Origin of the sequence: Trujillonella endophytica, assembly GCF_900110555.1 — a bacterium.
Taxonomy (GTDB): Bacteria; Actinomycetota; Actinomycetes; order Mycobacteriales; family Geodermatophilaceae; genus Trujillonella; species Trujillonella endophytica.
In genome coordinates this window covers 167,094-193,357 of sequence record NZ_FOEE01000009.1, presented here as the reverse complement: position 1 = coordinate 193,357, position 26,264 = coordinate 167,094, and the positions used below count along the sequence as shown (strand labels likewise).

At 74.5% G+C, this 26,264-nt stretch carries 27 protein-coding genes and 1 tRNA gene; 17 read left to right on the top strand and 11 right to left on the bottom strand.

The window, feature by feature from the left end; genetic code table 11:
* The first annotated feature begins 189 nt into the window (after nucleotides 1-189).
* From typA to BMY88_RS15555, 3 genes are all read left to right on the top strand, one after another.
* Nucleotides 190-2,082, top strand: coding sequence for a translational GTPase TypA (typA, locus tag BMY88_RS15565; RefSeq protein WP_091945281.1), 1,893 nt, complete (start codon nucleotides 190-192; stop codon nucleotides 2,080-2,082).
* Between the two features lie 291 nt (nucleotides 2,083-2,373).
* Nucleotides 2,374-2,868, top strand: a complete 495-nt coding sequence (locus BMY88_RS15560) for a DUF5994 family protein (RefSeq protein ID WP_091945278.1) — start codon at nucleotides 2,374-2,376, stop codon at nucleotides 2,866-2,868.
* A 74-nt stretch (nucleotides 2,869-2,942) separates the two neighbouring features.
* Nucleotides 2,943-3,920, top strand: a complete 978-nt coding sequence (locus tag BMY88_RS15555; RefSeq protein WP_091945275.1) for an NAD-dependent epimerase/dehydratase family protein — start codon at nucleotides 2,943-2,945, stop codon at nucleotides 3,918-3,920.
* Nucleotides 3,921-3,946: 26 nt separating this feature from the next.
* Here the strand turns inward: BMY88_RS15555 and BMY88_RS15550 are convergent, their stop codons facing one another.
* The 5 genes from BMY88_RS15550 to BMY88_RS15530 all read right to left on the bottom strand — a co-directional run bounded on the left by BMY88_RS15550 (nucleotide 3,947) and on the right by BMY88_RS15530 (nucleotide 8,954).
* Nucleotides 3,947-4,942, bottom strand: a complete 996-nt coding sequence (locus BMY88_RS15550; protein ID WP_091945272.1) for a sulfite exporter TauE/SafE family protein — start codon at nucleotides 4,940-4,942, stop codon at nucleotides 3,947-3,949.
* A 249-nt stretch (nucleotides 4,943-5,191) separates the two neighbouring features.
* Nucleotides 5,192-6,631 (bottom strand): MFS transporter, encoded by a 1,440-nt coding sequence (locus tag BMY88_RS15545; RefSeq protein WP_244524706.1) that lies wholly within the window; start codon nucleotides 6,629-6,631, stop codon nucleotides 5,192-5,194.
* Nucleotides 6,632-6,638: 7 nt separating this feature from the next.
* A complete protein-coding gene (locus BMY88_RS15540; RefSeq protein ID WP_091945269.1) occupies nucleotides 6,639-7,655 on the bottom strand; it encodes an inorganic phosphate transporter in 1,017 nt (338 codons plus the stop codon).
* Nucleotides 7,656-7,674: 19 nt separating this feature from the next.
* Nucleotides 7,675-8,292, bottom strand: coding sequence for a DUF47 domain-containing protein (locus BMY88_RS15535; protein ID WP_091945265.1), 618 nt, complete (start codon nucleotides 8,290-8,292; stop codon nucleotides 7,675-7,677).
* Between the two features lie 107 nt (nucleotides 8,293-8,399).
* Nucleotides 8,400-8,954, bottom strand: a complete 555-nt coding sequence (locus BMY88_RS15530) for a sigma-70 family RNA polymerase sigma factor (protein WP_091945262.1) — start codon at nucleotides 8,952-8,954, stop codon at nucleotides 8,400-8,402.
* 75 nt (nucleotides 8,955-9,029) lie between these two features.
* Here BMY88_RS15530 and BMY88_RS15525 point away from each other — a divergent pair, with 75 nt between their 5' ends.
* Genes BMY88_RS15525 through BMY88_RS23460 form a run of 5 tightly spaced genes read left to right on the top strand, consistent with a single transcriptional unit; the run spans nucleotide 9,030 to nucleotide 13,997 of the window.
* Nucleotides 9,030-9,671, top strand: a complete 642-nt coding sequence (locus BMY88_RS15525; RefSeq protein ID WP_091945259.1) for a zf-HC2 domain-containing protein — start codon at nucleotides 9,030-9,032, stop codon at nucleotides 9,669-9,671.
* Nucleotides 9,668-11,473 (top strand): copper resistance CopC family protein, encoded by a 1,806-nt coding sequence (locus BMY88_RS15520; RefSeq protein ID WP_091945395.1) that lies wholly within the window; start codon nucleotides 9,668-9,670, stop codon nucleotides 11,471-11,473. Before BMY88_RS15525 ends, BMY88_RS15520 begins: the two co-directional genes overlap by 4 nt.
* Nucleotides 11,474-11,502: 29 nt before the next feature.
* A complete protein-coding gene (locus BMY88_RS15515; RefSeq protein ID WP_091945256.1) occupies nucleotides 11,503-12,258 on the top strand; it encodes a YcnI family copper-binding membrane protein in 756 nt (251 codons plus the stop codon).
* On the top strand, nucleotides 12,255-12,923 hold the full coding sequence (locus tag BMY88_RS15510) for an SCO family protein (RefSeq protein WP_091945253.1): 669 nt from the start codon (nucleotides 12,255-12,257) through the stop codon (nucleotides 12,921-12,923). Before BMY88_RS15515 ends, BMY88_RS15510 begins: the two co-directional genes overlap by 4 nt.
* A gap of 3 nt (nucleotides 12,924-12,926) precedes the next feature.
* Nucleotides 12,927-13,997 (top strand): hypothetical protein, encoded by a 1,071-nt coding sequence (locus BMY88_RS23460; RefSeq protein ID WP_139220496.1) that lies wholly within the window; start codon nucleotides 12,927-12,929, stop codon nucleotides 13,995-13,997.
* A 102-nt stretch (nucleotides 13,998-14,099) separates the two neighbouring features.
* Here the strand turns inward: BMY88_RS23460 and BMY88_RS15500 are convergent, their stop codons facing one another.
* The 4 genes from BMY88_RS15500 to BMY88_RS15485 are packed head-to-tail and all read right to left on the bottom strand — an operon-like array spanning nucleotide 14,100 to nucleotide 18,391.
* Nucleotides 14,100-14,921, bottom strand: a complete 822-nt coding sequence (locus BMY88_RS15500; RefSeq protein WP_244524705.1) for a phosphocholine cytidylyltransferase family protein — start codon at nucleotides 14,919-14,921, stop codon at nucleotides 14,100-14,102.
* Entirely contained in the window at nucleotides 14,908-16,044 is a 1,137-nt protein-coding gene (locus tag BMY88_RS15495) for a CDP-glycerol glycerophosphotransferase family protein (RefSeq protein ID WP_091945250.1), read from the bottom strand. The genes BMY88_RS15500 and BMY88_RS15495 overlap by 14 nt, the downstream gene beginning before the upstream one ends.
* On the bottom strand, nucleotides 16,032-16,850 hold the full coding sequence (locus BMY88_RS15490) for an HAD family hydrolase (protein WP_211435677.1): 819 nt from the start codon (nucleotides 16,848-16,850) through the stop codon (nucleotides 16,032-16,034). The genes BMY88_RS15495 and BMY88_RS15490 overlap by 13 nt, the downstream gene beginning before the upstream one ends.
* Complete coding sequence (locus tag BMY88_RS15485) at nucleotides 16,847-18,391, bottom strand: mannitol dehydrogenase family protein (protein ID WP_091945247.1); 1,545 nt, start codon at nucleotides 18,389-18,391, stop codon at nucleotides 16,847-16,849. The genes BMY88_RS15490 and BMY88_RS15485 overlap by 4 nt, the downstream gene beginning before the upstream one ends.
* 455 nt (nucleotides 18,392-18,846) lie before the next feature.
* On the opposite strand from BMY88_RS15485, the gene BMY88_RS15480 reads away from it, so the two are divergent.
* The 5 genes from BMY88_RS15480 (at nucleotide 18,847) to BMY88_RS15460 (ending at nucleotide 21,821) form a co-directional block, all read left to right on the top strand.
* Nucleotides 18,847-19,629, top strand: a complete 783-nt coding sequence (locus BMY88_RS15480; protein WP_170861131.1) for a M23 family metallopeptidase — start codon at nucleotides 18,847-18,849, stop codon at nucleotides 19,627-19,629.
* Nucleotides 19,630-19,773: 144 nt separating this feature from the next.
* Nucleotides 19,774-20,187 carry a helix-turn-helix domain-containing protein gene (locus tag BMY88_RS15475; RefSeq protein WP_170861130.1) on the top strand — a complete coding sequence of 138 codons (414 nt, stop codon included), beginning with the start codon at nucleotides 19,774-19,776 and terminating at the stop codon, nucleotides 20,185-20,187.
* Nucleotides 20,188-20,207: 20 nt separating this feature from the next.
* Nucleotides 20,208-20,621 carry a VOC family protein gene (locus BMY88_RS15470; RefSeq protein ID WP_091945241.1) on the top strand — a complete coding sequence of 138 codons (414 nt, stop codon included), beginning with the start codon at nucleotides 20,208-20,210 and terminating at the stop codon, nucleotides 20,619-20,621.
* Nucleotides 20,622-20,713: 92 nt separating this feature from the next.
* A tRNA-Ala gene (locus tag BMY88_RS15465) sits at nucleotides 20,714-20,786 on the top strand.
* Nucleotides 20,787-20,996: 210 nt separating this feature from the next.
* Nucleotides 20,997-21,821, top strand: a complete 825-nt coding sequence (locus BMY88_RS15460; RefSeq protein WP_139220495.1) for a VOC family protein — start codon at nucleotides 20,997-20,999, stop codon at nucleotides 21,819-21,821.
* 12 nt (nucleotides 21,822-21,833) lie between these two features.
* Here the strand turns inward: BMY88_RS15460 and BMY88_RS15455 are convergent, their stop codons facing one another.
* On the bottom strand, nucleotides 21,834-22,616 hold the full coding sequence (locus tag BMY88_RS15455; protein WP_091945236.1) for an acyl-CoA thioesterase: 783 nt from the start codon (nucleotides 22,614-22,616) through the stop codon (nucleotides 21,834-21,836).
* 98 nt (nucleotides 22,617-22,714) lie between these two features.
* Here BMY88_RS15455 and BMY88_RS15450 point away from each other — a divergent pair, with 98 nt between their 5' ends.
* Both BMY88_RS15450 and BMY88_RS23455 read left to right on the top strand, forming a co-directional pair.
* Nucleotides 22,715-23,623 carry a Dyp-type peroxidase gene (locus BMY88_RS15450; RefSeq protein WP_211435676.1) on the top strand — a complete coding sequence of 303 codons (909 nt, stop codon included), beginning with the start codon at nucleotides 22,715-22,717 and terminating at the stop codon, nucleotides 23,621-23,623.
* 54 nt (nucleotides 23,624-23,677) lie between these two features.
* Nucleotides 23,678-23,866 carry a hypothetical protein gene (locus tag BMY88_RS23455; protein WP_139220494.1) on the top strand — a complete coding sequence of 63 codons (189 nt, stop codon included), beginning with the start codon at nucleotides 23,678-23,680 and terminating at the stop codon, nucleotides 23,864-23,866.
* A gap of 7 nt (nucleotides 23,867-23,873) precedes the next feature.
* On the opposite strand, the gene BMY88_RS15445 is transcribed toward BMY88_RS23455, so the two are convergent.
* Nucleotides 23,874-24,545 carry a TetR/AcrR family transcriptional regulator gene (locus tag BMY88_RS15445; RefSeq protein WP_091945230.1) on the bottom strand — a complete coding sequence of 224 codons (672 nt, stop codon included), beginning with the start codon at nucleotides 24,543-24,545 and terminating at the stop codon, nucleotides 23,874-23,876.
* Between the two features lie 90 nt (nucleotides 24,546-24,635).
* On the opposite strand from BMY88_RS15445, the gene BMY88_RS15440 reads away from it, so the two are divergent.
* Nucleotides 24,636-25,409 (top strand): carboxymuconolactone decarboxylase family protein, encoded by a 774-nt coding sequence (locus BMY88_RS15440; RefSeq protein ID WP_091945227.1) that lies wholly within the window; start codon nucleotides 24,636-24,638, stop codon nucleotides 25,407-25,409.
* A 35-nt stretch (nucleotides 25,410-25,444) separates the two neighbouring features.
* Entirely contained in the window at nucleotides 25,445-26,263 is an 819-nt protein-coding gene (locus BMY88_RS15435) for a mycofactocin-coupled SDR family oxidoreductase (protein WP_091945224.1), read from the top strand.
* Nucleotide 26,264: the final 1 nt, after the last annotated feature.

Sequence of the window (26,264 nt, the reverse complement as noted above, 5' to 3'; positions counted from 1 at the left end):
GGTCACGATCACCGGCCCGCTGCCCCCCACGGGCACCCTGCGGGCCCGCGGGCGGTCGGGGGCGGGGAATCCGTCCACTACCATGGGAAGGTCGCCGGGCCGGCGGCCGTTATCACCGGTGTCTGTGGTGCCCCGAGGCTGAGTGTCCGGGAGTGCCGACCCCCGAACTCTCCTGAGGTGCCTCTCCGCATGCCCACCCGCGACGACCTGCGCAACGTGGCGATCATCGCCCACGTCGACCACGGCAAGACCACCCTGGTCGACGCCCTCCTCCGCCAGGCGGGTGCCCTCGGGCGCGCCAAGGGCGAGGGGACGGACAACGACTCCACGCAGGACCGCGTCATGGACTCGATGGACCTCGAGCGCGAGCGCGGCATCACGATCCTGGCGAAGAACACGGCGATCCACCTGGCCGACGAGAACGGCGACGCCGTCGTCGTCAACATCGTCGACACCCCCGGGCACGCCGACTTCGGCGGCGAGGTCGAGCGCGGCCTGTCGATGGTCGACGGCGTCGTCCTGCTCGTGGACGCCTCCGAGGGCCCCCTCCCGCAGACCCGCTTCGTGCTGCGCAAGGCGCTGGCCAAGGGGATGCCGGTCATCCTCGCGGTCAACAAGACCGACCGCGGCGACGCGCGGATCGCCGAGGTCGTCGACGAGTGCTACGAGCTGTTCATGGAGCTCATGGAGGACGCCGGCATGGACGCCGACGCCCTCGAGTTCCCGATCGTCTACTGCAACGGCCGCACCGGGCAGGCCTCGCTGAACCGTCCCGAGAACGGCACGGTGCCCGACAGCCCGGACCTCGGCCCGCTGGTGAAGACGCTGCTGGACACCGTCCCCGCCCCGGTCTACGACGCCGAGGAGCCGCTGCGCGCGCAGGTCACCAACCTCGACGCGTCCCCGTTCCTCGGCCGGCTGGCGCTGCTGCGCATCCACTCCGGTGAGATGAAGCGTGGCCAGCAGGTCGCGTGGTGCAAGGTCGACGGCACGATCAAGAACGTCAAGATCACCGAGCTGCTCGTCACCGAGGGGCTCACCCGCACCCCGGCCGACAGCGCGGGCCCGGGCGAGCTGGTGGCCATCGCCGGCATCGAGGACATCATGATCGGCGACACCCTCGCCGACCCGAACGACCCGCGCCCGCTGCCGCCGCTCACCGTCGACGAGCCGTCGATCTCGATCACCATCGGGATCAACACCGCGCCGCTGGCGGGCAAGTCCGGCAAGAAGCTCACGGCCCGGCTGATCAAGAACCGCCTGGACCAGGAGCTGGTCGGCAACGTCTCGGTGCGGATGCTGCCCACCGACCGTCCCGACACCTGGGAGATGCAGGGCCGCGGCGAGCTGGCGCTGGCCATCCTCGTCGAGCAGCTGCGCCGCGAGGAGTTCGAGCTCACGGTCGGCCGGCCCACCGTCGTGACCAAGGTGATCGACGGCAAGCTGAACGAGCCCGTCGAGCGGGTCACCATCGACGTGCCCGGCGACTACGTGGGCACGCTGACCCAGGCGCTGGCCGTCCGGCGGGCGCGCCTGGAGAACCTGGTGCACCACGACACCGGCTGGGCGCGGATGGAGTACATCGTCCCGTCCCGCGGCCTCATCGGGTTCCGCACCGAGTTCCTCACCGAGACCCGCGGCACCGGCGTCCTGAACCACAACCTCGAGGGTTACGAGCCGTGGCTGGGCGACATGCGCGCCCGGCCGACCGGCTCGCTGGTCGCCGACCGCCAGGGCGTGGCGACGACCTACTCCATGTTCTCGCTTCAGGAGCGCGGCCAGATGATGGTCCAGCCGGGCACCGAGGTCTACGAGGGCATGATCGTCGGTGAGAACTCCCGTCCGGACGACATGGACGTGAACATCACCAAGGAGAAGAAGCTCACCAACATGCGCAAGTCCACCTCCGAGGAGCTGGAGCGGCTCATCCCGCCGCGCATCCTCAACCTGGAGCAGGCGCTCGAGTTCTGCGCCGAGGACGAGTGCGTGGAGGTCACCCCGGCCACGGTGCGCATCCGCAAGGTGGTCCTCGACCAGACCGAGCGCGGCAAGGCGAAGAACCGCAAGCCCAAGCCGGTCTGACGAAGGACCTCGTCCGCCTCACCCCTCGCGAGCTCGGGGTGAGCCTCCGGACGAGGCCGGACGAGCGTGCGTCGAGAGCCCTCGTCCCCCTTCGGGGAGGGGGGCTCTCGCGCGAGATGACCCAGGTCAGCGCGTTGTCGTGACCGATCCGTGACATGTGGTGAGGACCGGCCGGTGGGCGCCGACGCGCCCGCCGACGACGCGCACGGAGGTGCGGGTCGGCGCGCCTACGTTCGTCTCGGATCCCTGGCACCTGCGCAGGGGCGGACGACGGAAGGCTGGCCGACGCTGATGAGGACTCCCCGCACGGGACCGCTGCCCGAGGCCGAGGGCCACCGGGGTGGGATCGACGTCCGGGTGAGCATCCGCAGCGACGCCGGCGACGGCGGCCAGGGCTTCGACGGCGCCTGGTTCCCCCGCAGCCGCGACCTCGCCGTCGAGGTGCCGGAGCTGATCGCCGCGCTCGACCGGCACGGCGTGCGGGTGGAGCGCTTCACCTACGCGCTCGACGCCTGGCTGCCGGCGCCGCGCAAGGTCGTCGTCGGCGGGCGGGTGGTGCGCACGGGCGGGTTCCGCAGCATGGAGCCCGGCGCGGTGTGCCTGACCTGGGCCGGCGGCAACAAGCGGGCCGACCTGCTCGTGGTGCCGCCGGAGACCGACGTCGTCACCGGCGCGCGGGCGCTGCGCCTGTGCACCCGCCGCGGCCTGCCCCGGTCGCCGCAGATGCTGATGGCGGCCGCGCGGGCGACCCCGCTGCCGCAGGTGCCGGTGCTGCGCGCCGTCTAGCGCCTCCCGGGCTGCGGTGCGCCGTCGGCGAACCGCCTGGACGTCGGCCGAGCGGGTCCGCTGAGCTGGGCGGCATGCGACTCCTCGTCCTCGGCGGCACCCTCTTCCTCGGCCGTCACGTGGTCGCGGCGGCCCTCGCGCGCGGCCACGACGTGGCGACGTTCACCCGCGGCGTCACCGGCTCCCCTCCGGACGGCGTCCGCGCCCTGCACGGGGACCGTGACGACCCCGGCGTGCTGCCCGCCGCGCTGGGGGAGTGGCGGCCGGAGCTCGTCGTCGACACCTCGTGCCAATCCCGGGCCGCGGCCCGGCACGCGGCGGCCGTCCTGGGCGACGTCCGCGGGTACGCCTTCGTCAGCAGCCTCAACGCCTACCGGAACTGGCCGCCGGGTCCGGTCCGGAGCGAGGACGACCCGGTCTGGCAGACCGACGACGACGAGTACGGCCCGATCAAGGCGGCGGCGGAGCGGGAGCTGGGCGCGGTCCTCGGCGACCGCTTCCTGACCGCCCGTGCGGGCCTGATCGTCGGCCCGCACGACACCGTGGACCGGCTCGGCTGGTGGCTGCGGCGCATCGCGCGCGGCGGGCGGGTCGCGGTGCCGGACGCCCTCGAGCAGCCGCTGGCGGTGGTGGACGCCCGCGATCTGGCCGGCTGGCTGGTCGAGATGGCCGAGCGCGGGGTCGGCGGCCCGGTCACCGCGACCGGCCCGGTCGGCATGACGACACTGGGCGGGTTGCTGGCGGTGTGCCGCGAGGTGACCGGCAGCGATGCCGCTCTCGTGCCCGTGCCGGAGGAGGAACTGCTGGCCGCGGGCGTCGAGCCCTGGCAGGACCTGCCGCTGTGGCTGCCGCAGGACGTCGCGGCGACCGCCTGGGCCGTCGACACCACGCGCGCGCGCCGGCTCGGCCTCCCCGTCCGGCCGGTGCGGGAGTCCGTCGCCGACACCTGGGCCTGGCTGCGCGACGCGGGGGAGCTGCCGGCGCCCCCGCACGGGCGGCCCCGCCCCGGCCTGGACCCCGGCCGGGAGGCGCGGCTGCTCGCCGGCCACTGACCGCCCGGGCGGTCGGCGGCCGACCCTCAGTCGGTCGGCGCGCTCGGCCGGCCCCCGGTGAGCTGCCGCTCCGGATCGGGGACGGTCGCGGCGTCGGCCGGGGCGGGCTCGGCCAGCAGCGCGGCGTGGGCGGAGACGGCGTCGGCGGACTCCTGCGTGCGGTCCTTGCGGTACTGGAGGTAGGACCAGACGACGGCGGCGGCCCACACCACGTAGACCAGCGCGTAGACCGCGTTGCGGACGGCGTCCGGGGCGTCGATCCAGTCGCTGCGCAGCAGGGTCCGGCTGTTGGTGGCGATGATCATGCCGCCGACCAGGGAACCGAGCAGTCGCGGCGGGACGTGGCGGACCAGCCAGGCCGCGATCGGCGCGGCGACCATGCCGCCGATGAGCAGGGCGACCACCCAGCCGAAGTCGATCCCCTGGGACCCGAGCGCGACCAGGAACCCGAGGCTGGCGGCGACCGCGACCAGGAACTCCGACGTGTCGATCGAGCCGATGACCTTGCGCGGCTCCATCCGGCCGCTGGCGAGGATCGCGGGCGTGCCGACCGGGCCCCATCCGCCGCCGCCCGTGGCGTCGACGAAGCCCGCGACCAGGCCCAGCGGGCCGAGGAAGCGCTTGCGCATCGGCTTGCCGAGGTGGCGCCGGTCGATGCCGCGCAGCGTGAAGCGCACCAGCAGGTAGACGCCGAGCGACAGCAGGATCAGCGACATGACCGGCGCCGCCACCGCGGTGGAGAGGTTGGACAGCACGGTCGCCCCGGCGAACGCCCCGACCGCCCCGGGGACGCCGATCTTGAGCACGACGCGCCAGTCGACGTTGCCGAACTTCCAGTGCGCGACGCCGGACATCAGCGTCGTGCCGATCTCCGCCAGGTGGACCGTCGCCGACGCCGCGGCCGGGTTCGTGCCGATGGCCAGCAGCAGCGTCGAGGACGTGACGCCGTAGGCCATGCCCAGGCTGCCGTCCACGAGCTGCGCACCGAGGCCCGCGAGGGCCAGCAGGATCAGGGTCTTCATGAGGGGCCAGGACTCCGGGGTGCCGGCCCGCGGGCGCGCACGGGCGCGCGGCGACGCGGGGGTTCAGGACGGGCGGGTGCGCGCTCGGGCGCGGGAGGTCAGCAGCCCGGACAGCGTGCGGCGCAGACGCGCAGCAGGTCGACGTGGATCCGCCCCACCAGGAGCACCGCCGTCGCCGCCACGACGTCAATGTCCACCAGAACGGTCGACATACGCCAGTCCTGTTCCACCAGGTGGGAGGATTCCCCGTCAGGACCGCAGGACGTCGTCGCGGACGGTGGCCCAGGCCAGCGCCCCGCCGACCGCGAACAGGGCGGCGCCGGCCAGCATCGCGGTCCGGTGGGCAGTGGCGAAGGTCACCGGATCGGCGTAGTCGCTGCCGCCGAGCCCGACCGCCACCGGCAGGGCGGCGACGGCGAGCAGCTGCGCCGCGCGGGCCACGGCGTTGTTCACCCCGCTGGCGGCGCCGGTCAGCGAGTCGGGGGCCGCGGCCAGCACCGTCGCGGTCAGGGGGGCGACGGTCGCCGCCATCCCCAGGCCCAGCAGCAGCGACCCGGGCAGGACGTCGAGGGCGTAGGGCTGGCGACCGTCGACGGTGGCGAGCCAGGCGGTGCCGGCGGCCGCGATCAGGGGGCCGGCGGTCATCGGCCGCCGGGGCCCGATGCGGGCCGCGAGGGCGCCGGCCCGCGAGGACAGGAGGGTGATCATCGCGATCGAGGGCAGCATCGCGGCCCCGGCCGCCGTCGCGTCGTAGCCGAGCACCGTCTGCAGCTGCAGGACCAGGAACAGCAGCACCCCGCCGAGGCCGCCGTAGACCGCGAGGGTGGTCAGGTTCGCCCCCGTGAACTGCCGGTCGGCGAACAGCCGCAGGGGCAGCAGCGGCGCGGTCGCCCGCCGCTCACGGACGACGAACCCCGCCCCGGCCAGCAGCCCCGCCGTCCCCCACACGACGACCTCCACGCCCGCGGCCGGATCCCCGGCCCGGATGAGCGCGTGGGTGACCGCGCCCAGGGCGAGGGCGCCGATCGCTGCCCCGGCGACGTCGAAGCGGCCGGGCCGGGCAGCGGCCCGGCTCTCGGGCACGTGGCGCGAGGCGACGACGAGCACGACCACCGCGACCGGCACGTTGAGCAGGAAGACCAGCCGCCAGCTGACCGCGTCGACCAGCACCCCGCCGAGGAACGGGCCGGCCAGGCCGGCGATCCCGCCGAGGCCCGACCACAACCCGATGGCGCGGGCCCGGTCCGCGGGCCGCACCGAGGCCTGGATCAGCGAGAGGCTGCCCGGGGTCAGCAGGGCCGCGCCGACGCCCTGCACCACCCGCGCGCCCACGAGCTGTCCGGTGTCCTGGGCCAGCCCGCACAGCAGCGACGCCACCGCGAACCAGGCGACGCCGACGAGGAACACGCGGCGCCGGCCGAACCGGTCGCCCAGCGAGCCGCCGAGCAGCACCAGCGCGGCGAGGGCGAGGGTGTAGCCGGTCACGGTCCACTGCAGACCGGACAGGGAGGCGTCCAGGTCGTCGCCGATGGCGGGGAGGGCGACGTTGACCGCCGAGGCGTCCAGCAGCGCCATCCCCGACGCCAGCACGGTGGCGGCGATCAGGCGGCGCCCCCGGGGGGTGCCCAGCGCGACGCCGCCGCCGGGGTCCGCGTCCCCCGGCCGGGCCGGGCCCGCGCCTGCCGGCACGGCCCGGTCAGCCGGTGACGGCGTCGGTGGCGAAGTACACCAGCGCGGCGACCGCCCCGGCCGCCGGCAGCGTGACGACCCAGGCCACCATGATGCTGCGGGCGACGCCCCAGCGGACCGCCGACAGCCGCCGGGTGGCGCCCACGCCCATGATCGACGTGGTGGTGATGTGCGTGGTCGACACCGGCACGGCGAACACCGTCGCCGTCGTCACCATCACGCCGGAGGCGACGGTCTGCGCGGAGAACCCGCCCGCCGGGGTCAGCTGGATGATCCGCCGGCCCAGGGTGCGCATGATGCGGAAGCCGCCCGCGTAGGTGCCGGCGCTGATCGCCAGCGCGGCGGCGAGGACCACCCAGAGCGGCACCTCGAAGTCGCCGCTGGAGTTCGCGGTGAGCTCGCCGGAGGTGTAGAGCGCCAGGGTGATCACGCCCATGGTCTTCTGCGCGTCCTGCAGGCCGTGCCCCAGCGCCATCGTCGCCGAGCTGACGATCTGCGCGTAGCGGAAACCCCGGTTGGCGCGGCTGACGTGGGCGCCGCGGAAGGTCCAGAGGATCGCCAGCATGAACAGGTAGCCCAGCCCGAAGCCGATCAGCGGCGCGAGGACCATCGGGATGACGACCTTGTCGAGGATCCCCATCCACTGCACGCTGTGCGCCGCGGCGAGCGCCGCGCCGACCAGGCCGCCGATGAGCGCGTGCGACGACGAGGACGGCAGCCCGAAGTACCAGGTGATCAGGTTCCACACGATCGCCCCGATGAGGGCGGCGAACACGATCCGCAGGCCGTCGTCGCCCTCCGGGGCGTCGATGATCCCCGCCCCGACCGTCTTGGCCACCTCGGTGGAGAGCAGGGCGCCGACGAGGTTCATCACCGCGGCCAGCGCCAGGGCCACCCGCGGGGTCAGGGCCTTGGTGGAGACGGCGACCGCGATGGCGTTCGCCGCGTCGTGGAAACCGTTGGTGTAGTCGAAGGCCAGGGCGACCAGGACGATGACGACGAGGGCCAGGAAGGCGGCGTCCATCAGCAGGGACCCATCGGGCCTAGGACTCCTTGACCGTGATGGTCTCGACGACGTTGGCCACGTGCTCGAAGTGGTCGGCGGCCTCCTCGAGCTGGTCGGCGACCTCCTTGAGCTTCAGGATCTCCAGGGCGTCGAACTCGCCGCTGTAGAGGCGCGAGAGCAGCCGGCGGTAGAGCTTGTCGGCCTCGTTCTCGATCCGGTTGACCTCGATCCAGTACTCGGACAGGCCCTTCATCGTGCGCAGCCGCGGCATCGCCTCCGCGGTCGTCTGCGCGGCCCGCTGCAGCAGGGCGGTCTGCTGGTGCATCTCGGCCGGCAGCGTGCCCAGCCCGGTCAGCACCACCAGGTCGGCAGCGGCCTCGATGGCGTCCATGACGTCGTCGAGGTAGCTGGCGAGGTTGTAGATGTCGTCGCGGTCGAACGGCGTCACGAAGCTCGAGTTGAGCTGCCGGAAGATCGCGTGCGTGGCCTGGTCGCCGACGTGCTCCAGCTCGCGCAGTTGCGCGGCCAGCTCGTCGCGGCGGGCGTGGTCGTTGATGAACTCGCTCAGGACGTCGGTCGCGGCCACCAGGTTCTCCGCGGAAGCGGTGAACAGGGGGAAGAAGCTCGAGTCCTTGGGCGTGAGACTGAAGGGCACGTGTCGCTCCGGTCGGCAGTGGGTCCCCGGACGTCCGATCCGTCAGGAGCGGGCGCACGGCCGTCGGGCAGCATAGGTGCCCCGTTTGCGCGCCGTTCACCGCGCCGTCATCCGCGCGCCGCGTCGCCCTCCTCCGCAGCGAGGGCCGTGACGAGATCGTTGCGCGCCCGGGCGACGCGGGAGCGGATGGTGCCGACGGGGCAGCCGGCCACCTCGGCCGCCTCCGCGTAGGGGAGTCCCAGCAGCTGGGTGAGGACGAACGCCTCGCGCCGCTCCGGACCCAGCCGGGCCAGCAGGTCGCCCACCGCCGCGTTCTCGCCGACGGGGTCCGACGGGCCGTCCGCCGCGTCGTCCAGTGCCTCCAGGACGGCGTCGTCCCCGACGAGGGTCAGCCGACGGCGCCGCCGGGACCGGAGCGCGTCGGCGCACACCCGGCGGGCGATCGCCAGCAGCCAGGTGCGCAGCGTGGAGCGCCCCGCGAAGCGGTGCATCGCGCCGAAGGCCCGGAGGTAGGTCTCCTGGGTGAGGTCGTCGGCGCTGCCGCGGTCGACGAGGGCCGCGCACAGCCGCCACACGTCGGACTGGGTGGCGCGCACCAGGGCCGCGGCGGCGAGGGCGTCGCCCTCCACGGCCGCGGTCGCGTACCGCGCCAGCTCGTCCACCGCCCCGCTCCCGACGTCGTCCAGGTCACACAGCCGGCCGGGAACCGCAGGGGCTCGGGGGACGACTACGACACCATGCAGTGTCCCGCAATCCGCGAGGCGGTCTCCGCCCGGCTCGACGGCGAGTCGCCCGGCGTGCCGGCGGTCGAGCTCGACGCGCACCTCGCCGGCTGCCCGGCCTGCGCGTCCTGGGCCGCGGCGGCGTCCGCGGTGACCCGGCGGGCGCGGCTGGCGCCCGCCCCGCCCGTGCCCGACCTCACCACGGCGGTGCTGACCGCCCTGCCGCCGCGGCTGCCCGGTGGCGCCGCCGCGGCCCGAGCGCGGCTGGCGACCTCGGCGCTGCGGCTGGCCCTGCTCGCCGTGGGCGTCGCGCAGGCGCTGATCGCCTGGCCGGCGCTGGTCATGGGCGCGGCCGCGATGAGCGCGCCGGTGCACATGGCCCACGAGACCGGGGCCTGGAACCTGGCGGTCGGCGCGGCCTTCGTCGCGGTGGCGGCGGCGCCGCGGCTGGCCGCCGGCGCGCTGCCCTTCCTCGGCACCTTCGGGGTGCTGCTCACGGTCCTCACCGCGCGCGACCTCACCGCGGGGCACGTCCACGGTGACCGGGCGGTGGCCCACGTCCTCCTGCTGGCCGGCGTCGGCCTGGTGGCGGCCGTGGCGTGGCGGAGTCGCCGCCGCACGCTGCCCGCGCTGGCCGCCGAGCGGGCGGCCGCGTGACCGCGTCCGCCCGCCCCCGTCCCCGCCGCCCCGCCGCCGTCCTCCTGCTCCTGCTGGCGGGCTGGCTGCTCGCCGGCGTCGTCACGGCCGGCCCCGCCGCGGCGCACGCCGAGCTGGTCGGCACCGACCCGGGGGAGGGCGCCCGGCTGTCGGCCGTTCCCGAGCGCGTGTCGCTGGACTTCAGCGAGGGCGTCTCGGTGGGCGCCGGTTACCTCCGCGTCCTGGACGCCTCCGGCGGCCGCGTCGACGCCGGCACCGCCGAGGTCGACGACCGCACGGTGAGCGTCGCGCTGCGCGACGGCCTGGGCGAGGGCGGCTACCTGGTCACCTACCGGGTGATCTCGGCCGACTCGCACCCGATCGCCGGGTCCTTCTCCTTCGTGGTCGGCGACGGCGAACTCGTCGACGCCTCCGTGGCCGGCGCCGCGGACGACACGGACCCGGCCGTCGCCGTCGCGCTGCCGGCCGCCCGGTGGACCGGCTTCGCCGGCCTGGCGCTGGCCGTCGGCGTGCCCGCACTGGTCGCGCTGTGCTGGCCCGGCGGCTGGGCCTCGGCCCTGCTGCGCCGGCTCACCGCCGTGGGGCTGGCGGCCCTCGGCGTCGGCGCCGCGCTCACCTTCGCCCTGCAGGGGCCCTACGCGGCCGCGACCGGGCTGGGCTCGGTGACCGACGGCGCGCTGCTGTCGGCCACCGCCGGCTCCGAGATCGGCGTCATGCTGCTGGTGCGGCTGGCCCTGACCGCCGGCCTGGCGCTGCTGCTGCTGCCCTGGCTGCGCCGGGGAACGGTCCCGGCGCCGTCGGCGCTGGTGCTCGCCGGCCTGCTCGCCGCCGGCCTGGTGGTCACCACAGCCGCCGTCGGCCACCCGGTCGCCGGGCCCTACCCGGCGATCGCCGTGCTCGCCGCCACCGCCCACGTGGCGGCCATGACGCTGTGGCTCGGCGGGCTCGCCGCGCTGCTGGGCGCCGTGCTGCGGAACGGGGTGCCCGCCGCAGAGCTGGCCGCGGCGCTGCCGCGGTACTCCCGGCTGGCGGCCGCGTCGGTCGGCGTCCTGGTGGTGTCCGGCGTCGTGCAGGCGGTGCGGGAGGTCGGCTCGCCCGACGCGCTCTTCTCCACCGGCTACGGGCGGCTGCTGCTGGCCAAGCTGGCCGTCGTCGCGCTCCTCCTGGCGGCGGCGGGCGTCTCGCGGGTGTGGGTTCAGCAGCGGCTCGGCATCCGCCGCAGCCGGACGCCGCGCCGCCGGGTGACCGCGCACGCGTTCGCCGCGCCGGCCGGCGGGGAGCCGGAGCCGTCGCCCGAGGTGGTGTCCGCCGCGGCGGCCCGCGAGGAGGACCTGGCGGAGGGGGCGGCCGCCGAGCGCGGGCTGCTGCGCCGCTCCGTCCTCGTCGAGCTGGCGCTGGGCGTCGTCGTCCTGGCCCTGTCGGCGGTGCTCGTCGGCACCCCGCCGGCCCGCGCGACGGTGTCCGAGCCGGTCGACGTCACCCTGCCGCTGCAGTCCGCCGCCGGCGAGGCCGGCTCCGTGCAGATCTCGCTGGACCCGGCGGCGCCCGGGGCCAACACCCTGCACGTCTACCTCTTCGACGAGGGCGGGCGGCTGGTGCAGCCCGAGGACATCCGGGTCACCCTCACCGAGCCCGGCCAGGAGATCGGCCCGCTGGCCGTCGACCTGGAGCCGGCCGGACCCGGCCACTACGTCGGTGACGGCACCGCCATCCCGTCGGCCGGCACCTGGACGCTCGCCGTCTCGGTGCGCCTGGACGAGTTCACCGCGATCACCGCCAGCACCGAGTTCCCGGTCCGCTGAGCGCCCCTCCCACCCGAGACAGGAGAACCATGTCCTCGCCCGCCACCGCCCCGAGCGGTCGCGCCACCCCGCCCCGCCCGCTCGCCCGCCTCGGCGTCGTCCTGCTGGCGGTGCTCACGGCCCTGGCGGCGTCGATCGCCGTCGCCGGAACGGCGTCCGCCCACGTCACCGTCGCGTCCGCCGACGCGGCGCCGGGCGGGTACGGCCTGCTGACCTTCCGGGTGCCCAACGAGAGCGACACGGCCAGCACCGTGGCCCTGCGCATCCAGATCCCGGAGGAGTCGGCCCTGGCCTCGCTGCGGGTGCAGCCGGTCCCGGGGTGGACGGCGACGCTGACGCAGACCGAGCTCAGCGAGCCGCTGGACAACCACGGCCAGGAGATCACCCGCTACGTGTCGGTCGTGGAGTTCCGTGCCGAGGCCGGGGGTGGCATCGCGCCGGGGCAGTTCCAGCAGTTCGCGCTGTCCGGCGGGCCGTTCCCCGACGCCGACGAGCTGACCTTCCCGGCGGTGCAGACCTACAGCGACGGCACCGAGGCGGCCTGGATCGAGCCGACGGTCTCCGGCGGCGAGGAGCCCGAGCGCCCGGCCCCGGTGCTGTCGCTGACCGCGGCCGACGACGCCCCGGCCGCCTCGGGGGACGACGACGGCGCGGCCGACGACGGCGACTCCGACTCCGACGGCGTGGGTGTGGTCGCGCTCGTCCTGGCGGTCCTGGCACTGCTCACCGGGCTCGCCGGCGTCCTCCTCGGCTACCGGGCGGGCCGACGTACCGTGTCCTCGTGACCTCCTCTCCCCGTCGGCTGCCCGCCGCGGTGCTGGCGGCGGGCCTGCTCCTGGGCGGGTGCTCGGCGGCGGACGCGGACGGCCCGGCGGCCTCCTCGTCCGCCGCCGGCGGCCACGACCACTCCGGCGGCGCCAGCGTGGAGGGCCCCGACGACCGCTACGCCGGGGTGGACCTGCCCGATCCGTACCAGCGCCCGTCGTTCACCCTCACCGACACGACCGGGGCGGCCTACGACTTCGCCGAGCGGACGGCGGGGCGGCCCACGCTGCTGTTCTTCGGCTACACCACCTGCCCCGACATCTGCCCGGCCACGATGGCCGACGTCGCCCTGGCCCTGCGCCGGGTGGACCCCGCGCTGGCCGAGCAGGTGCAGATGGTGTTCGTCACGACCGATCCGGCGGCCGACACGCCCGCGGTGCTGGCCGACTACCTGGACGGCTTCGCCGCGGACTTGCCGATCTCCTTCGTCGGGCTGACCGGCGACCAGGGCGCGATCGACCGCGCGCAGCTGTCGGCGGGCGTGCCACTGGCCGAGGAGCAGGGCCGGCTGCACTCGACGCTGCTGCTGCTGTACGGCTCGGACGACCAGGCCCACGTCGCGTTCGACGGCGGCAACACCGCGGGTGACATCGCCGGGGATCTCGAAGCGATCGTGGGGAGCTAGCCCGTGCGCAGGACCCCGGCGCGGCTGCTGGCCGTGCTGGCCGGCGTCGTCGCGGTGCTCGCCCTGGCCGGCCCGGCGGTTGCGCACGTCGGCGGCGACGTCGCCGGGAGCGACTTCGACGGCCGGATCACGTCGGTCACCCCCGAGGTCCCCGGGGTGACCGTGCGGCTGCTGCAGTTCGGCGACGAGCTCGAGGTGGTCACCACCTCCGGCACCGAGGTCGAGGTGCCCGGCTACAGCGACGAGCCGTACCTGCGGATCGGCCCGGACGGCGTCTGGCGCAACAGCCGCAGCCCCGCCACGTACCTCAACCTCGACCGCTACGGCCGGGCCGGCGTGCCGGACACCGCGGACGTGGCCGCCGAGCCCGAGTGGGTCCAGGTCTCCACCGAGCCCCGCTACGTCTGGCACGACCACCGCACCCACTGGATGAGCGAGGGGCAGCTGCCGCCGCAGGTGGCGGCCGATCCGGACAGCGCCCACCTGATCTCGGCGTGGGTCGTGCCGATGACCGTCGGGGGCGCGCCGGTGGAGGTGGCCGGCGAGCTGACCTGGGAGCCGCCGCCCTCGCCGTGGGTGGTGTGGCCGGTGCACCTCGCCGTGGCCGCCGTCGCGCTCGCCGCCGGCCTGCTGGCCCGCGACGCCCGGCCGCTGGGCGGGCTGCTGCTCGTGGGCGGCGCCGCGGCACTGGTCCACGCGCTGACCACGCCCGAGCCGCCGGAGAGCATCTCCTCGCACGGGGGCGCGATCGCCTCGGCGCTGCTGCCGGCGCTGGCCGCGGTGCTGGTCGCCGTCCTCGGCGCGCGGGCGGCCCGCCGCGGCCGGGGGGCGATGGCCGGGCTCTTCGCGCTCGTCCTCGGCTGGCTGCTGCTGGTGCAGGGCCTGCCCGACGTCGACGTGATGTGGAGCGCCCACGTGCTCGCCGCCGGCCCGGACCTGCTGGCCCGCGTCGCGGTGGCGCTGCTGCTGGGGCTGGGCGTGGGCCTGGTCCCGGGGGGCATCGCCGCCGTCCGCCGGTTCCGGGAGCCGGCAGCCGCCCGCCCGGCCGGCCCCCTCCGGGATCAGGTGACCTGATCCCGCAGCGTCCTCCCGCACCGTGGGCGGTGAGGGAGGACGCCGGGCGGCGGGGAGGACGCCTCGGGGTGGGGGACGCCGCGGGGCGGGGGAGGACGCCGCTTACGCGATGTCGCTCACCGGGTGCAGGCGCGCCCGCGCGGAGAACAGCGCGTTGGCCCGGTCCAGGTCGGCCTCGAAGTCGACCTCGACGGCGGAGAACCGGCTGATGTCCACCGGCCGGAAGCGCAGCCCCTCGGCGCCGATCGCGGTCTCGATGCCGCGCTCGAAGTAGTCCTGCGCGGCGCAGGCGACCAGGTGCTCCACCAGGACCGGCTTGTCGGCGGCGGAGACGTAGTTGATGCCCACGGCCTCGCCCAGGCCTCCGGCGACCGTCTTGGACAGCTCTGCGATGCAGCCGTCGGCGTCGAGGGTGTACTTGACCTCCTCGTCGGCGACGGTGGAGGTGTCGACGCAGACGAAGCTCTGGTCGGCGGCCACCGACGGCAGCGCGGCCCGCAGCACGTCGGCGTCGAACACCACGTCGCCGTTGAGCCAGAGCACCCCGCCGTCGCGGGTGGCGCGCAGGGCGCGGAGCAGGCTCTGCGAGGTGTTGGTCCGGGCGTAGTCCGGGTTGTAGGCGAAGCGGACGTCGGGCGCGGCCTGCATGATCCGCTTGGCCTTGAAGCCGACGACGACGGTGATGTCGACCGCCTCCCCGAAGACCTCCCGCAGGGTGTCCAGCTGGCGCTGCAGGATGCTGCGGCCGTCGTGCAGCGGCGTCAGCGGCTTGGGGTGCGGGCGGCCCAGGCGGGTGCCCATGCCGGCGGCCAGGATCACGACCTGGATCGGTCCGTCGACGGGCTGCCGGGTGGCGGCGGAGTGGGCGAGCTCCAGCAGACCGGTGGCCGGTCCGGCGTCGAGAGCGCGGTCAGCGATGCGCACTGTCGTCCCCTCCTCGGGTTCTCGTGGTTGCGGCGGACACGGTGTCGGCCGGGAAGAGCAGGTCGAGGACGCGCTCGGTGGCGTGCCCGTCCTCCAGGGAGCAGAAGGTCTCGCGGAAGCGCGCGTAGCGCTCGGCGCCGCGCGCCGTGACCGCGTCCAGGTCGGCGAGGGCCTCCACCAGCTCCCCGCTGGTCCGCAGCAGCGGCGTCGGGGCGACCTCGGCCAGGTCGAAGTAGAAGCCGCGGAGCTCGTCGGAGAAGTACTCCAGGTCGTAGGTCAGGTAGAGCAGCGGCTTGCCGGTGACGGCGAAGTCGAACATCGTCGACGAGTAGTCGGTGACCATCACGTCGGCGGCCAGGTAGAGGTCGCGGATGTCGGGATATCCGCACACGTCGCGGACGGCCGAGCCCTCGGTGATCTCCAGCCGGTCCATCACCATGTTGTGCAGCCGGAGCAGGAGCACGTGGTCGGTGCCCAGTCGGGCGGTGAAGTCCTCCAGGTCGATCGCGAACTCGAAGTCGCGGGGCCCGGTCCTGTTGAACACCAGGTCGTCGCGCCAGGTCGGGGTGTAGAGGACGGCGGTCTGGTCGTCGGTCAGCCCGAGGTCGGCGCGCACCCGGGCGCGCACCCGGTCCCGGTCGGGACTGCTCAGCAGGTCGTTGCGGGGGTAACCGGTCTCGTGCACCGGGCGGTCGAAGCCGAACGCCCCGCGGAACCGCGGCGTGCTCGCCGGGTTGGGCGACAGCAGCAGGTCCCAGCGGGCGATGTCCTGCTCGAGGTAGGCCAGCCGCCCCTCCGGCGCCCAGAGGACGTCGTTGTGGATCCGCTTGAGCGGGGTGCCGTGCCAGGTCTGCAGGTACGTCGTCCCGGGGCGCTTGTCCCAGTCCAGCGGGATGTGGTCGTTGCTGATGACGACGTCGGCGCCCTCGAGCGCGGCGATCGACTCCGGGCTGCCGAACTCGACCGTCGTGACGTCGGCGGGGAAGGTCGCCCGGGTGTGCGGCGCGGACAGCCAGGTGTGCGTGGCGTCGACGCCTCGGCGCAGCAACTCCTCGTAGAGCGCCCGCGGGCTGTCGGAGAAGTGGCCCCGGAAGGCGACGTAGACGATGTTCACCGGGTCCACCGGTTCCCTCCCGTGGGGTCGGCGCCGCGGCGGGTGAGCACCGGCAGCAGCAGGTCGGCGAGCTCCCGCCAGGAGGCGACGACGGCGAGCGCGCCGGCCTCCCGCAGGGCGGCGTCCCGCTCCGCGCGTTCGGCGGCGGGGACGAACAGCAGGTTGCCGACCGTCGGGCAGCCCGCACGGACGGCCGACAGGGTTCCGGCGACCGAGTCCTCGACGGCCAGGCCGGTGGCCGGCGCGATGCCCAGCTGCGCGCAGGCGTGCAGGTAGACGGCCGGGTCGGGCTTGCTCGTGGGCACCGGCAGCGAGTCCTCGGCGCTGTAGCGCACCGACGCCGGCAGCACGTCGGCCAGCCCGGTGGCCCGGAAGCAGGCGTCGAGCCGGGTCAGCGCGCTGGAGCTCACCACGGCCGGGCGGAGGTACGCCGCCAGCTGGGTGACCGCCGCGGTGGTCTCCGCGTGCGGCCGCAGCACCTCGCCCAGGTGGGCGGTGACCGCGCGCTTCTCCTCGGCCACCCAGGGCTCGAGGTCGGCGTCGGGCCGGCCGGCCTCGTCGGCCAGCCGCCGCGAGGTGGTGCGGAAGTTCATGCCGGTCGTGGCGAGCCGCAGCTCCTCGGCGGTGAACCGCCGGGCGGAGCCGAGGTCGGCGAGGAAGCGGTTGGTGACCTCGGCGGAGGCGACGAAGGCCGGCTCCTCGCTGGGGAACAGGTTGCCGTCGGCGTCGCACAGCAGGGCTTCCAGCCCGGCGACGACCTCCTCGGGCAGGGCGGTGGTGGGGCCGGCCGCGGCCGGCGGGGAGGCGGCGCTCACCGGGCGACCGTGCCGGGGCGGGTGAGGGCGGCGGCGACGGTGGCGCGAACGCCGTCGGCGGTCAGGTCGCGCAGGGCGCGCTCGAGGTCGGCCACGAACGCCGGGTGCTCGCCGAGGTTCCCGAACACCGGCCGGACCGCGAGCACCGGCCGCGGATCGGTGCCGCCGGCGCGGGCCAGGGCCTGGAGCCGGGGGCCGAGCTCGTCCTCCGCCGGCTCGTGCAGCTGCAGGTAGCGGATCCAGCCGGCCACGGCGAGCGTGAGCAGCGGCGCCCGGGATCCCCGGTCCAGCGACTCGCGCAGCGAGGGCAGCACGTGGTGGGCGACCTTGGTCGAGCCCCGCCGGCACAGGCGCTCCAGCCGGTCGGCGATCGCGGGGTTGGCGAAGCGCTGCAGCAGGACGGCCTTGTAGTCGGTGAGGTCGACGCCCGCGGGCTGGGGGAGCAGCGGGGTCACCTCGTCGTCCATGAAGCGGGCGGCGTAGGCGGCGAACAGCGGCTCGCCCATGAGCTCGTCGATCCGGACGTGCCCGGCCAGGGTGCCGAGGTAGCCCAGCGCCGAGTGGCCGGCGTTGAGCAGCCGCGTCTTCATCAGCTCGTAGGGCGCGACGTCGGGCACGAACCGGACGCCGACGGCGTCCAGCGGCGGGCGACCGTTGCAGAAGTCGTCCTCGATGAACCACTGCGAGAACGGCTCGGTGATGACGGGCCAGCGGTCGTCGACGCCGTAGCGGCGGGCGACCTCGGCCCGCTCGTCGGCCGTGGTCTGCGGCGTGATGCGGTCGACCATGCTGCTGGGGAAGCCCACCCGGTCGGTGATCCAGCGGGCGAGCACCTCGTCCCGCTGCCGGGCGAGGCCGACGACCGCGGCGCGGGTGGCGTCGCCGTTGCGGTGCATGTTGTCGCAGGAGACGACGGTGAACGGCGGGGTGCCGGCCCGCCGCCGCCGGTCCAGGGCCTCGACGATGTAGCCGAAGGCGGTGCACGGGCGGGCGGGGTCGGCCAGGTCGCGCTGCAGGTCCGGGCCGGAGAGGTCCATGGCGCCGGTGTGCGGGTCGAGGTGGTAGCCCGCGCCGGTGATGGTCATGGTCACCATGCGGGTGCGCGGATCGGTGAGCCGGTCGAGCACCGCGCCGGGGGCGTCGGGGGCGAACAGGTAGTCGGTCAGCACCCCGACGACGCGGGCGCGCTCGCCGTCCGGGCTGCGCTCGACGACCGTGTACAGGTGGTCCTGGGGGGCGAGGGCCTCCTGCATCGAGCGGTGCCGCAGCCCGACGCCGACCACGCCCCAGCCGGCGGAGATGTCGAGCTGGGCCAGGTCGTCGAAGTAGGTCAGCTGGTGGGCGCGGTGGAATCCGCCGACGCTGAAGTGGACGACGGCGGGCGTGAGGCCGGCGCGGTCGTAGGTGGGGACGGTGAGTCGCTCACCGTGCAGCCCCAGGGTCTTCTCGGAGAGCGGGTGGACGGGGGCGACTGCCGGGGCGGTCGTGCGGGGGGCGCCGGCGGGGACCGGCGAACCGAGGGCGAGCTCCGGCGTCGTCATGCGGCATCCGTTCCTTCACTCTCGTCGGGGCGGTGACCTCCAGTGGGTCCGCCGGGCGGGCGGTCCCTCAGGTGGGTTCCGCGCGCCCGGTCGGCGCGCGGCGGATCAGCGGAAACGCCGATCATCGGTTGACGGCGGAGCTGTTGTCCACTCGGGGATGAGGAGGAGCTCCTCGATCACCGGAGGGATGTCGGTCGACAGGGGTGGGGACCGACGGCGCCGGGAAAGGCATCCATGCCCATCCCGTCGACCAGTCAAACGATCCGCTGGTCGCGGCGGTTCCGCGGGGACGCCGTCGTGACCGGACTGCAACGGGTGGGACGTGCGGGGTGTCACACGCAGCGTGTCGCGACGAACACGCCGCGCAGGGGGTCACGAATCGGTCACACAGTGTTTGGATGGCGGTCGCCAGTGATCCGCCCCACCGGGCTTCCCCCACCGGAGCAGGCAGGTACATGCGCACTCCCTCCCGCACGGGCGCCTCGGCGCACGGCGCCCCGGCCGGCCCGGGAGCCGGCTCGCACCGGGCGTCCCCCGCCGGCCGGCGGGCGGGGCGGGGCAACCGCCGGCCCGGGGCGCTGCTCGGCGCGCTCGTCGCCGGTGGAGCGGTCGCCGCGTGGCTCGGGGTGGGAGGCGCACCGGACGCCGCCGCCGAGTCCACCAGCGTGCTCGCCGCCCAGCAGGAGCTGGGGATCGTGGACGAGACGCAGGAGGTCATGCCCATGGCCTCCATCACCGAGGCCGAGGCCCACGCCCGCCTGCAGGAGGTCGCCGCGACCCGCGCGGCCCGCGCCGAGGCGGAGGCCGCAGCGGAGGCGGCCGCGGCCGAGGCCGCCCGCCCCAAGACGGTGCTGCCGGTGGCCGGGGCCCGGTTCACCAGCGGGTACGGCGGTCGCTGGGGCACCTTCCACTACGGCATCGACCTGGCCGCGCCGATGCGCACGCCCGAGTTGGCCGCTGCCGACGGCGTGGTGCTGCGCGCGGGCTCGGCCAGCGGGTTCGGCCTGGCCGTCTACATCCTCCACGAGAACGGCGACGTCACCGTCTACGGCCACATGGACGAGATCCTGGTCGAGGTCGGCGACTACGTGGACGCCGGCGACACCATCGCGCTGCTGGGCAACCGCGGTCAGTCCACGGGCCCGCACCTGCACTTCGAGGTGCACGAGGGCGGGATGGACGGCCGGCGGGTCGACCCGGTGGACTGGCTGGCCGAGCGGGGCGTCCGGGTCGGCTGACCCGGCACCGCGGCTCCGGGCCTCCGAGCCTCCGGGCCCGGGGGCGATGGCCCGCAGGACGCCGTTCGGGGCGGGGGCCTGGCCGCGGGAGGGCCATCGCTCCCGGGTCGGGGCGACGCGGCCGGGATCTGCTGGGATGCGGGCGTGACCGGCGCCGTCGAGGACACCAACCGGCGGATACTGCGCGCCCGGGACGCGATGGACCGCGCCTACGCCGAACCGCTCGACGTCCCCACCCTGGCGGGGATCGCGCACGTGTCGCCGGCGCACTTCATCCGCACCTTCCGGGCCACCTTCGGCGAGACCCCGCACCGGTACCTGCAGCGGCGGCGGGTGGAGCGGGCGATGTTCCTGCTGCGCTCGACCGACCGCAGCGTGACCGACATCTGCATGGCCGTCGGGTTCAGCAGCCTCGGCACGTTCAGCCGCGTGTTTCGCGCGGTGGTGGGGGAGTCGCCCAGCGCCCACCGGCGCCGCGGACCGCTGCCGGCGGCGCCGTCGTGCTTCGCGATGGCCTGGCTGCGACCGAGCAGTTTCGGAGAAGCGCCGCGGGCGTGAGGGTGCCTAGCGTCGTCCGCATGTTGACCGGGATCACCATCAGTCAGATCTACGTGCCCGACCAGGACGCCGCGCTCGACTTCTACGTCGGCAATCTCGGCTTCGCGGTCCACAGCGACATGCAGTTCGGCCCCATGCGGTGGCTGACCGTCGTGCCGCCCGGCCAGCCGGACCGCCAGGTCCTGCTGGAGAAGCCCGGGCCGCCGTCGATGAGTGAGGAGACCGCCGCCGAGGTCCGGCAGGCGATCAGCAAGGGCGTCGCCGGGGGCCACCTCTTCCTCGCCTGCGTCGACGCCTACCGCACGCACGCCGACCTCAAGGCCGCGGGCGTGGAGATCACCGAGGAGCCGGTCGACCAGCCGTACGGGATCGACTTCGGCCTGCGCGACCCCTTCGGCAACCACCTGCGGATCGCCCAGCTGATGCAGGCCTGACCCCCCGCCGCGCCCGACCCCCTCCCCGTTGCCCGCTCGCGGGGGATGTACAGTTGCCAACGGCTCAGGGGCACTCGACCGGGGCCGGGAACGGGGCTGTGGCGCAGCTGGTAGCGCACCACACTGGCAGTGTGGGGGTCAGGGGTTCGAGTCCCCTCAGCTCCACCCCGATGACCAGGGCGTCCACCGATTCGGTGGACGCCCTGAGTCGTTCTTGGTGCCCCCGTGGTTGCCGGGTGCCCGCCCTCGGCAGGCGGCCAGGAGGGTGCCCGACCGGTCACCGGCCTCGCGGGCCGCGGCCGGCACGACGTGGCGGACGCCCGGGGACGCCGTAGTGTCGCGGGACCGCCCTCGAGCACGTTCCCGGGAGACCCGTTGCCGCCGTCGATCGCACCCGAGCACATGAACCACATCAACGCGATGGTCGAGGACTTCGACGGGGCCATCGGGCACTACCGCGACGTCCTCGGTGCGCAGTTCCTGCTGGACATGCCGGGTCCGGACTGGCACGGGTGCCTGATGACGCTGGGCGGCGTGATCTTCCAGTTCTGGGTGCCGCACCAGCTGCTGCTGCACTCCCGGTACGGCGCGCACTACGTCGGCGCGGAGTTCGTCGTCCCCGACGTCGAGGAGGCCCGCGTCGCGGTGCGGGCCCGGGGGATGCGGATCGTGCGGGAGCTGGGCCCGGCCTTCCACACCTACGCCGGCGACAGCTTCGGCGTCTCCCTCGAGTGCTACGACCAGAGCTTCCACGCGGTGCCGTCGCCGGTTCCCTACGACGAGCCGATCAGGCCGCTCTCCTACTGGCGCGACGAGCACCCGCTCGGCACCACCGGACTCAAGCGGTGCACCGTCGCGGTGCGCGATCTGGACGCCGCGCTCGGGTACTTCGGCGGTTTCCTCAACGGCAGCCAGGACTACGAGGCCGCGCGGCCGGCTGTGTCCGCCGAGGCGGTCGGTCTCCTCATCGGCGACATCGTCGTCGAGCTGATCACCCCGACCGGGCCCGGCGTGATCCAGCAGCACCTCGACCGCTACGGCGACGGCATCCGATCGACGGTGTTCTCCGTCCGCGACCTCCGTCAGACGGAGGCCTGTCTGACCGAGCGTGGCGTCCGGGTGCAGCCGGGCGATGCGCCCGGTGCCCTGGCCATCGCCGCGGCGGACAACCACGGCCTCATGTTCGAGTTCTCGGAGTAGGACCGCCCCGGTCTACATCCGGGGATGGCGGTAGACGATCTCCTGGTCGAGGTCGGCGACGACGGTGTCGTCCTGCCGGATCGTCCCCCGGTAGAGGCCGCGGCCGCTGCCGACCGACGTGGGCTCGAAGGCGACGGAGAACCAGTGGTCCAGCCGCACCGGTCGCCGGAACCACATGGCGTGGTCCAGGCTCGCTCCGACGCCGGAGGCCGGCTGGCCCGGGCCGCTGCCGAAGCCGTTGTAGGAGTCCGAGACGTAGGTCAGGCCGGCCAGGTGCAGCAACGGGTCGTCGGGGAACGGGATCGTGAGCCGGTGCCACAGGTGCGTCGGCATGCCCCACTGGTCGTGGAAGGCGGCGACGCGGGTCTCGATCGACGGCAGGTGCGGGGCGTTGAACACCTCGAGACCCGTCGGCGCCGCCGGGTCGTGCGCGGCCGGAGGTGGCCAGTCGGGGCCGCTGGAGGTGTCGGAACCCAGCGAGGTCAGCATCTGGAAGAGGAGCTCGCCGTCCTGGCGGGCCTCGACCCGGCGGGCGGAGTAGGACCGTCCGTCGCGATCGTTGATCACCTGGAACTCGGTCGGCACGTCGGAGCGGCCCGCACGCAGGAAGTACGCGTGCAGGGAGTGCGGCAGCCAGCCCGTGGGCACGGTGCGACCCGCCGCCACCAGGGCCTGGGCGGCGACCCGGCCGCCGTACAGGTGCGGGATCTCGACCGTGGGACCGGCCGCGGCCCGGAACCGGTCCGGACCCGTCTGCTCGAGGGTCAACAGGTCCAGGAGGGTCGGTTCGGACACTTCCGCACGGTAGCCGACCGCGCCGTCCTCTCCTCCGCGCCCGATCCGCCGCCGGGAAGGAGCGGAGGATGTCCTCGCACCTGGCACCCTGTGCACCCGTGACGCCGCAGACCGGGATCTTCGCGCTCGGCACGCCCGAGCACTGCTACCTGGAGTTCGACCTGGTGCCCGGGGTGGCGCCCGAGGAGCTCGTGCGGGCGGTGGCCGGCCTGACCGAGCCGCTGTCGACCGTCGGCGGGGTCAACCTCGTGGTCGGCTTCCGGCCCGAGCTCTGGGAGCAGGTCGCGCCGGGTGAGGGCCCGGCCGACGCCGCGGGCTTCGACGAGCCGATCCCCGGCCCCGGCGGCTTCGCGATGCCGGCCACCCAGCACGACGCGTGGGTCTGGGTCGCCGGGGGCAACCGCTCCGCCGTCTTCGACAACGCCCGGGCGGTGATCGACGCCCTGCGCGACGTCGCAGACGTCGTGGGCGAGACGACCGGGTGGCTGTACCAGCACTCCCGCGATCTCACCGGCTTCGTCGACGGCACCGAGAACCCCTCGCTCCTGGAGGCGCCGGGCGTCGTCGCGGTGCCCGCGGGCCCGGGTGCGGGATCGTCGGTGCTGCTGTTCCAGATCTGGCGGCACGAGACTCGGGCCTGGGAGACCCTCGGCGTCCACGGCCAGGAGCGGGCGATGGGGAGGACCAAGGCCGACGACGTCGAGTTCCCCGACGACGAGAAGCCACCCAGCGCCCACATCGCGCGGACGAACATCGAGGTGGACGGCGAGGAGCTGAGGATCTTCCGCCGCAACGTCGCCTACGGCGGGGTCACCGACCACGGCACGGCGTTCGTCGGGTTCGCGCAGGACCGGTGGCGGATGCACGAGATGCTGCGGCGGATGGCCGGCGCGACCGACGGGATCCGCGACGGCCTCACCCACTGGACCACGCCGCTCTCCGGGGCCTACTACACCGTCCCGGCCGTGGAGGCCCTCGCCGGCTTCGCCCCCGACGACGAGGACTGACCCGCCCCGGGGACGCGCTGCGGCCGGTCCGGCCGGAGGGACTACGGTTCCCGCATGCCGTTGATCTTCCACTGGGGTGGACCGCGTCACGGTGAGGTGGACGACGTCGCTGCCGAGGAGCTCTCCTCCTCCGTACTCGTCTACTCGGGGCCGCAGTGGTACGGCGTCTACGAGCGGTTCCAGCCCGTGCAGCTGCGGGACACGCCGGACGGGCCGGCCGAGGTCTGGGTCGTCCGCGAGTAGTCCGGGGTCAGACGCCGAGGGGCCAGGCCGGCTCGGCGTGCGCGACGTCGTCCAGCGTGGCGAGGCTGCGGGCCGAGGCGGGTGCCTCGAGGAAGCCGACCAGGCCGTCGACCACGCTCTCCACCTCGATCGCGAAGGGGAGCAGCGGCGCGCCGGCCGCCCGCCTGCGCTCCCGGTCCGCCGCCGTGTGGACGACGAGGTTCATCGCCCGGGAGACGCGGTGGCCGCGCAGCGGCTCGGGCAGGTGCGGCAGCAGCGAGCGCAGGTGGTCGAAGTAGGCGCGCGAGTTGCCGGCGAACGGCTCGGGCAGGGGCTCGAACACGTCGGACCGGCCGTAGTGGTGCAGCACCGTGAGGAAGCCGGCGTAGTGGCTGTCGTCGAGCTCGCCCTGCTCCAGCACCGACCGGGCCTGGCACTCCACCCACGCCCGTAGGTCCCCGGGTGGGGCCTGCTCGATGAGCAGCGCCCGCCGGGCGTGCAGCCGGGGGAGCCGGTACTCGAAGATCGCCCGGACGAGCTGGTCCTTGGACCCGAAGTGGTACTGCACCGCCGAGTTGTTGGCGTTGCCGGCCGCGACGCCGATCTGGCGGAGCGAGACGCCGTCGAGGCCGTGCTGGGCGAACAGCCGCTCCCCGACCCGCACGAGCTGCTCCTGCGTCGACATCGGCACCGCGGACATGCCGGGATTCTTCCACACGGCTGGACATTCCGAAGACACGTGACTTAGATTGCAGTGGAGTTGCTCACGTCACATGACCGGAGGCCCCGCATGACCACCGCCACCACCGACGACGTGTACCGCGAGGTCATGACGGTCGACCCACCGCCCGCGGCCGGCCCGGACGAGGCGGCCCGTCGGGAGGAGCTCTTCGGCGCGCTCTGGTCCGCGCCGGGGCTGGGCCGGCGCGAGCGGCGCTGGGTCACGCTCGTCTGCGTCGGCTTCGACACCGACCAGCAGGCCATGGACGAGCACGTCTACGCGGCGCTCAACAGCGGGGACGTCTCGCTGGAGGAGATGCTCGAGTTCATCCTCCACTTCGCCGTCTACTGCGGCTGGCCCAAGGCCTCGCGCATGGAGATGGTCCTGCGGGAGCAGTGGGCGCGGATCCACACCGAGCGCGGTGACGAGGTCCCCGAGTGGCCGATGCTGGCCAACGAGACCCTCGGCGACAACGACTGGGAGGCCCGGCTCCAGCGCGGCGAGCAGGAGTTCCGCGACGTCAACCTCGTCCCGGCGCCGGCCCGCAACACCCCCTACCAGCAGGCCGGGATCCTCAACTTCGTCTTCGGGCACCTCTGGATGCGCCCCGGCCTGACCCGCCGCGACCGGCGCTTCATCACGGTGCCGTGCGTCGGTGTCGGCGAGGCCCCGATGCCGATCCTCAGCCACGTCGGCTCGGCCCTGCACTCCGGTGACCTGACGCGTCCGGAGATGGACGAGGTCGTCCGGCAGTTCACCGCCTACGCCGGTGCCGACAGGGGCGCCGTGCTCGCCCGGGCCGTCGAGGACGACCTGCTCGGCCAGATGCTCGCCGACCGCTGACCGCGCCCACCCACCCACAACCCCTGGAGGACCCCATGGCACGTCTCGAGGGCACCGTCGCCTTCATCACCGGCATCGGCCGCGGGCAGGGGCGCAGCCACGCGCTGCGCCTGGCCGCGGAGGGCGCCGACATCATCGGCGTCGACGCCTGCACCGACTTCGCCTCCGTGGCCTACCCGATGTCCACGCGCGAGGACCTCGCGGAGACGGTCGCGCTCGTCGAGGGACTCGATCGGCGGATCGTGGCCCGCGTGGCCGACGTCCGGGACCGGTCGGCCCTGCAGGCCGCCGTCGACGAGGGCGTCGCCGAGCTCGGCCGCCTGGACTCCGTCGTCGCCAACGCCGGCATCAGCCCCGGCCTGTTCCGGCTGACCACGCCGGAGGAGGACCAGCAGGCCTGGGACGACGGGATCGCCGTCAACCTCACCGGGGTCTGGAACACCACCCAGGTGGCGATCCCGCACCTGGTCGCCGGGGGCCGGGGCGGCGCCATCGTGCTCACCGGCTCCACGGCCGGGCTGCGCGGCATGGGCGGCGGGGCCTACGGGGTGGCCAAGCACGGCGTCGTCGGGATCATGCGGGGCCTGGCCAACGACCTCGCGCCGCACAGCATCCGGGTCAACGTCGTCCACCCGACGGCCGTGAACACCCTGATGGCGACCAACGAGGCCATGCAGGGCTTCCTCGCCACGCAGGTCGACAAGGGCGTGCACATGCGCAACGCGCTGCCCGTGGACATGCTCGAACCGTCCGACATCAGCAACGCCGTCGCCTTCCTGTGCTCCGACGAGGGTCGGTACATCACGGGCACGAACCTCCCCGTGGACGCCGGCTTCGTGAACCGGATCGGCTGAC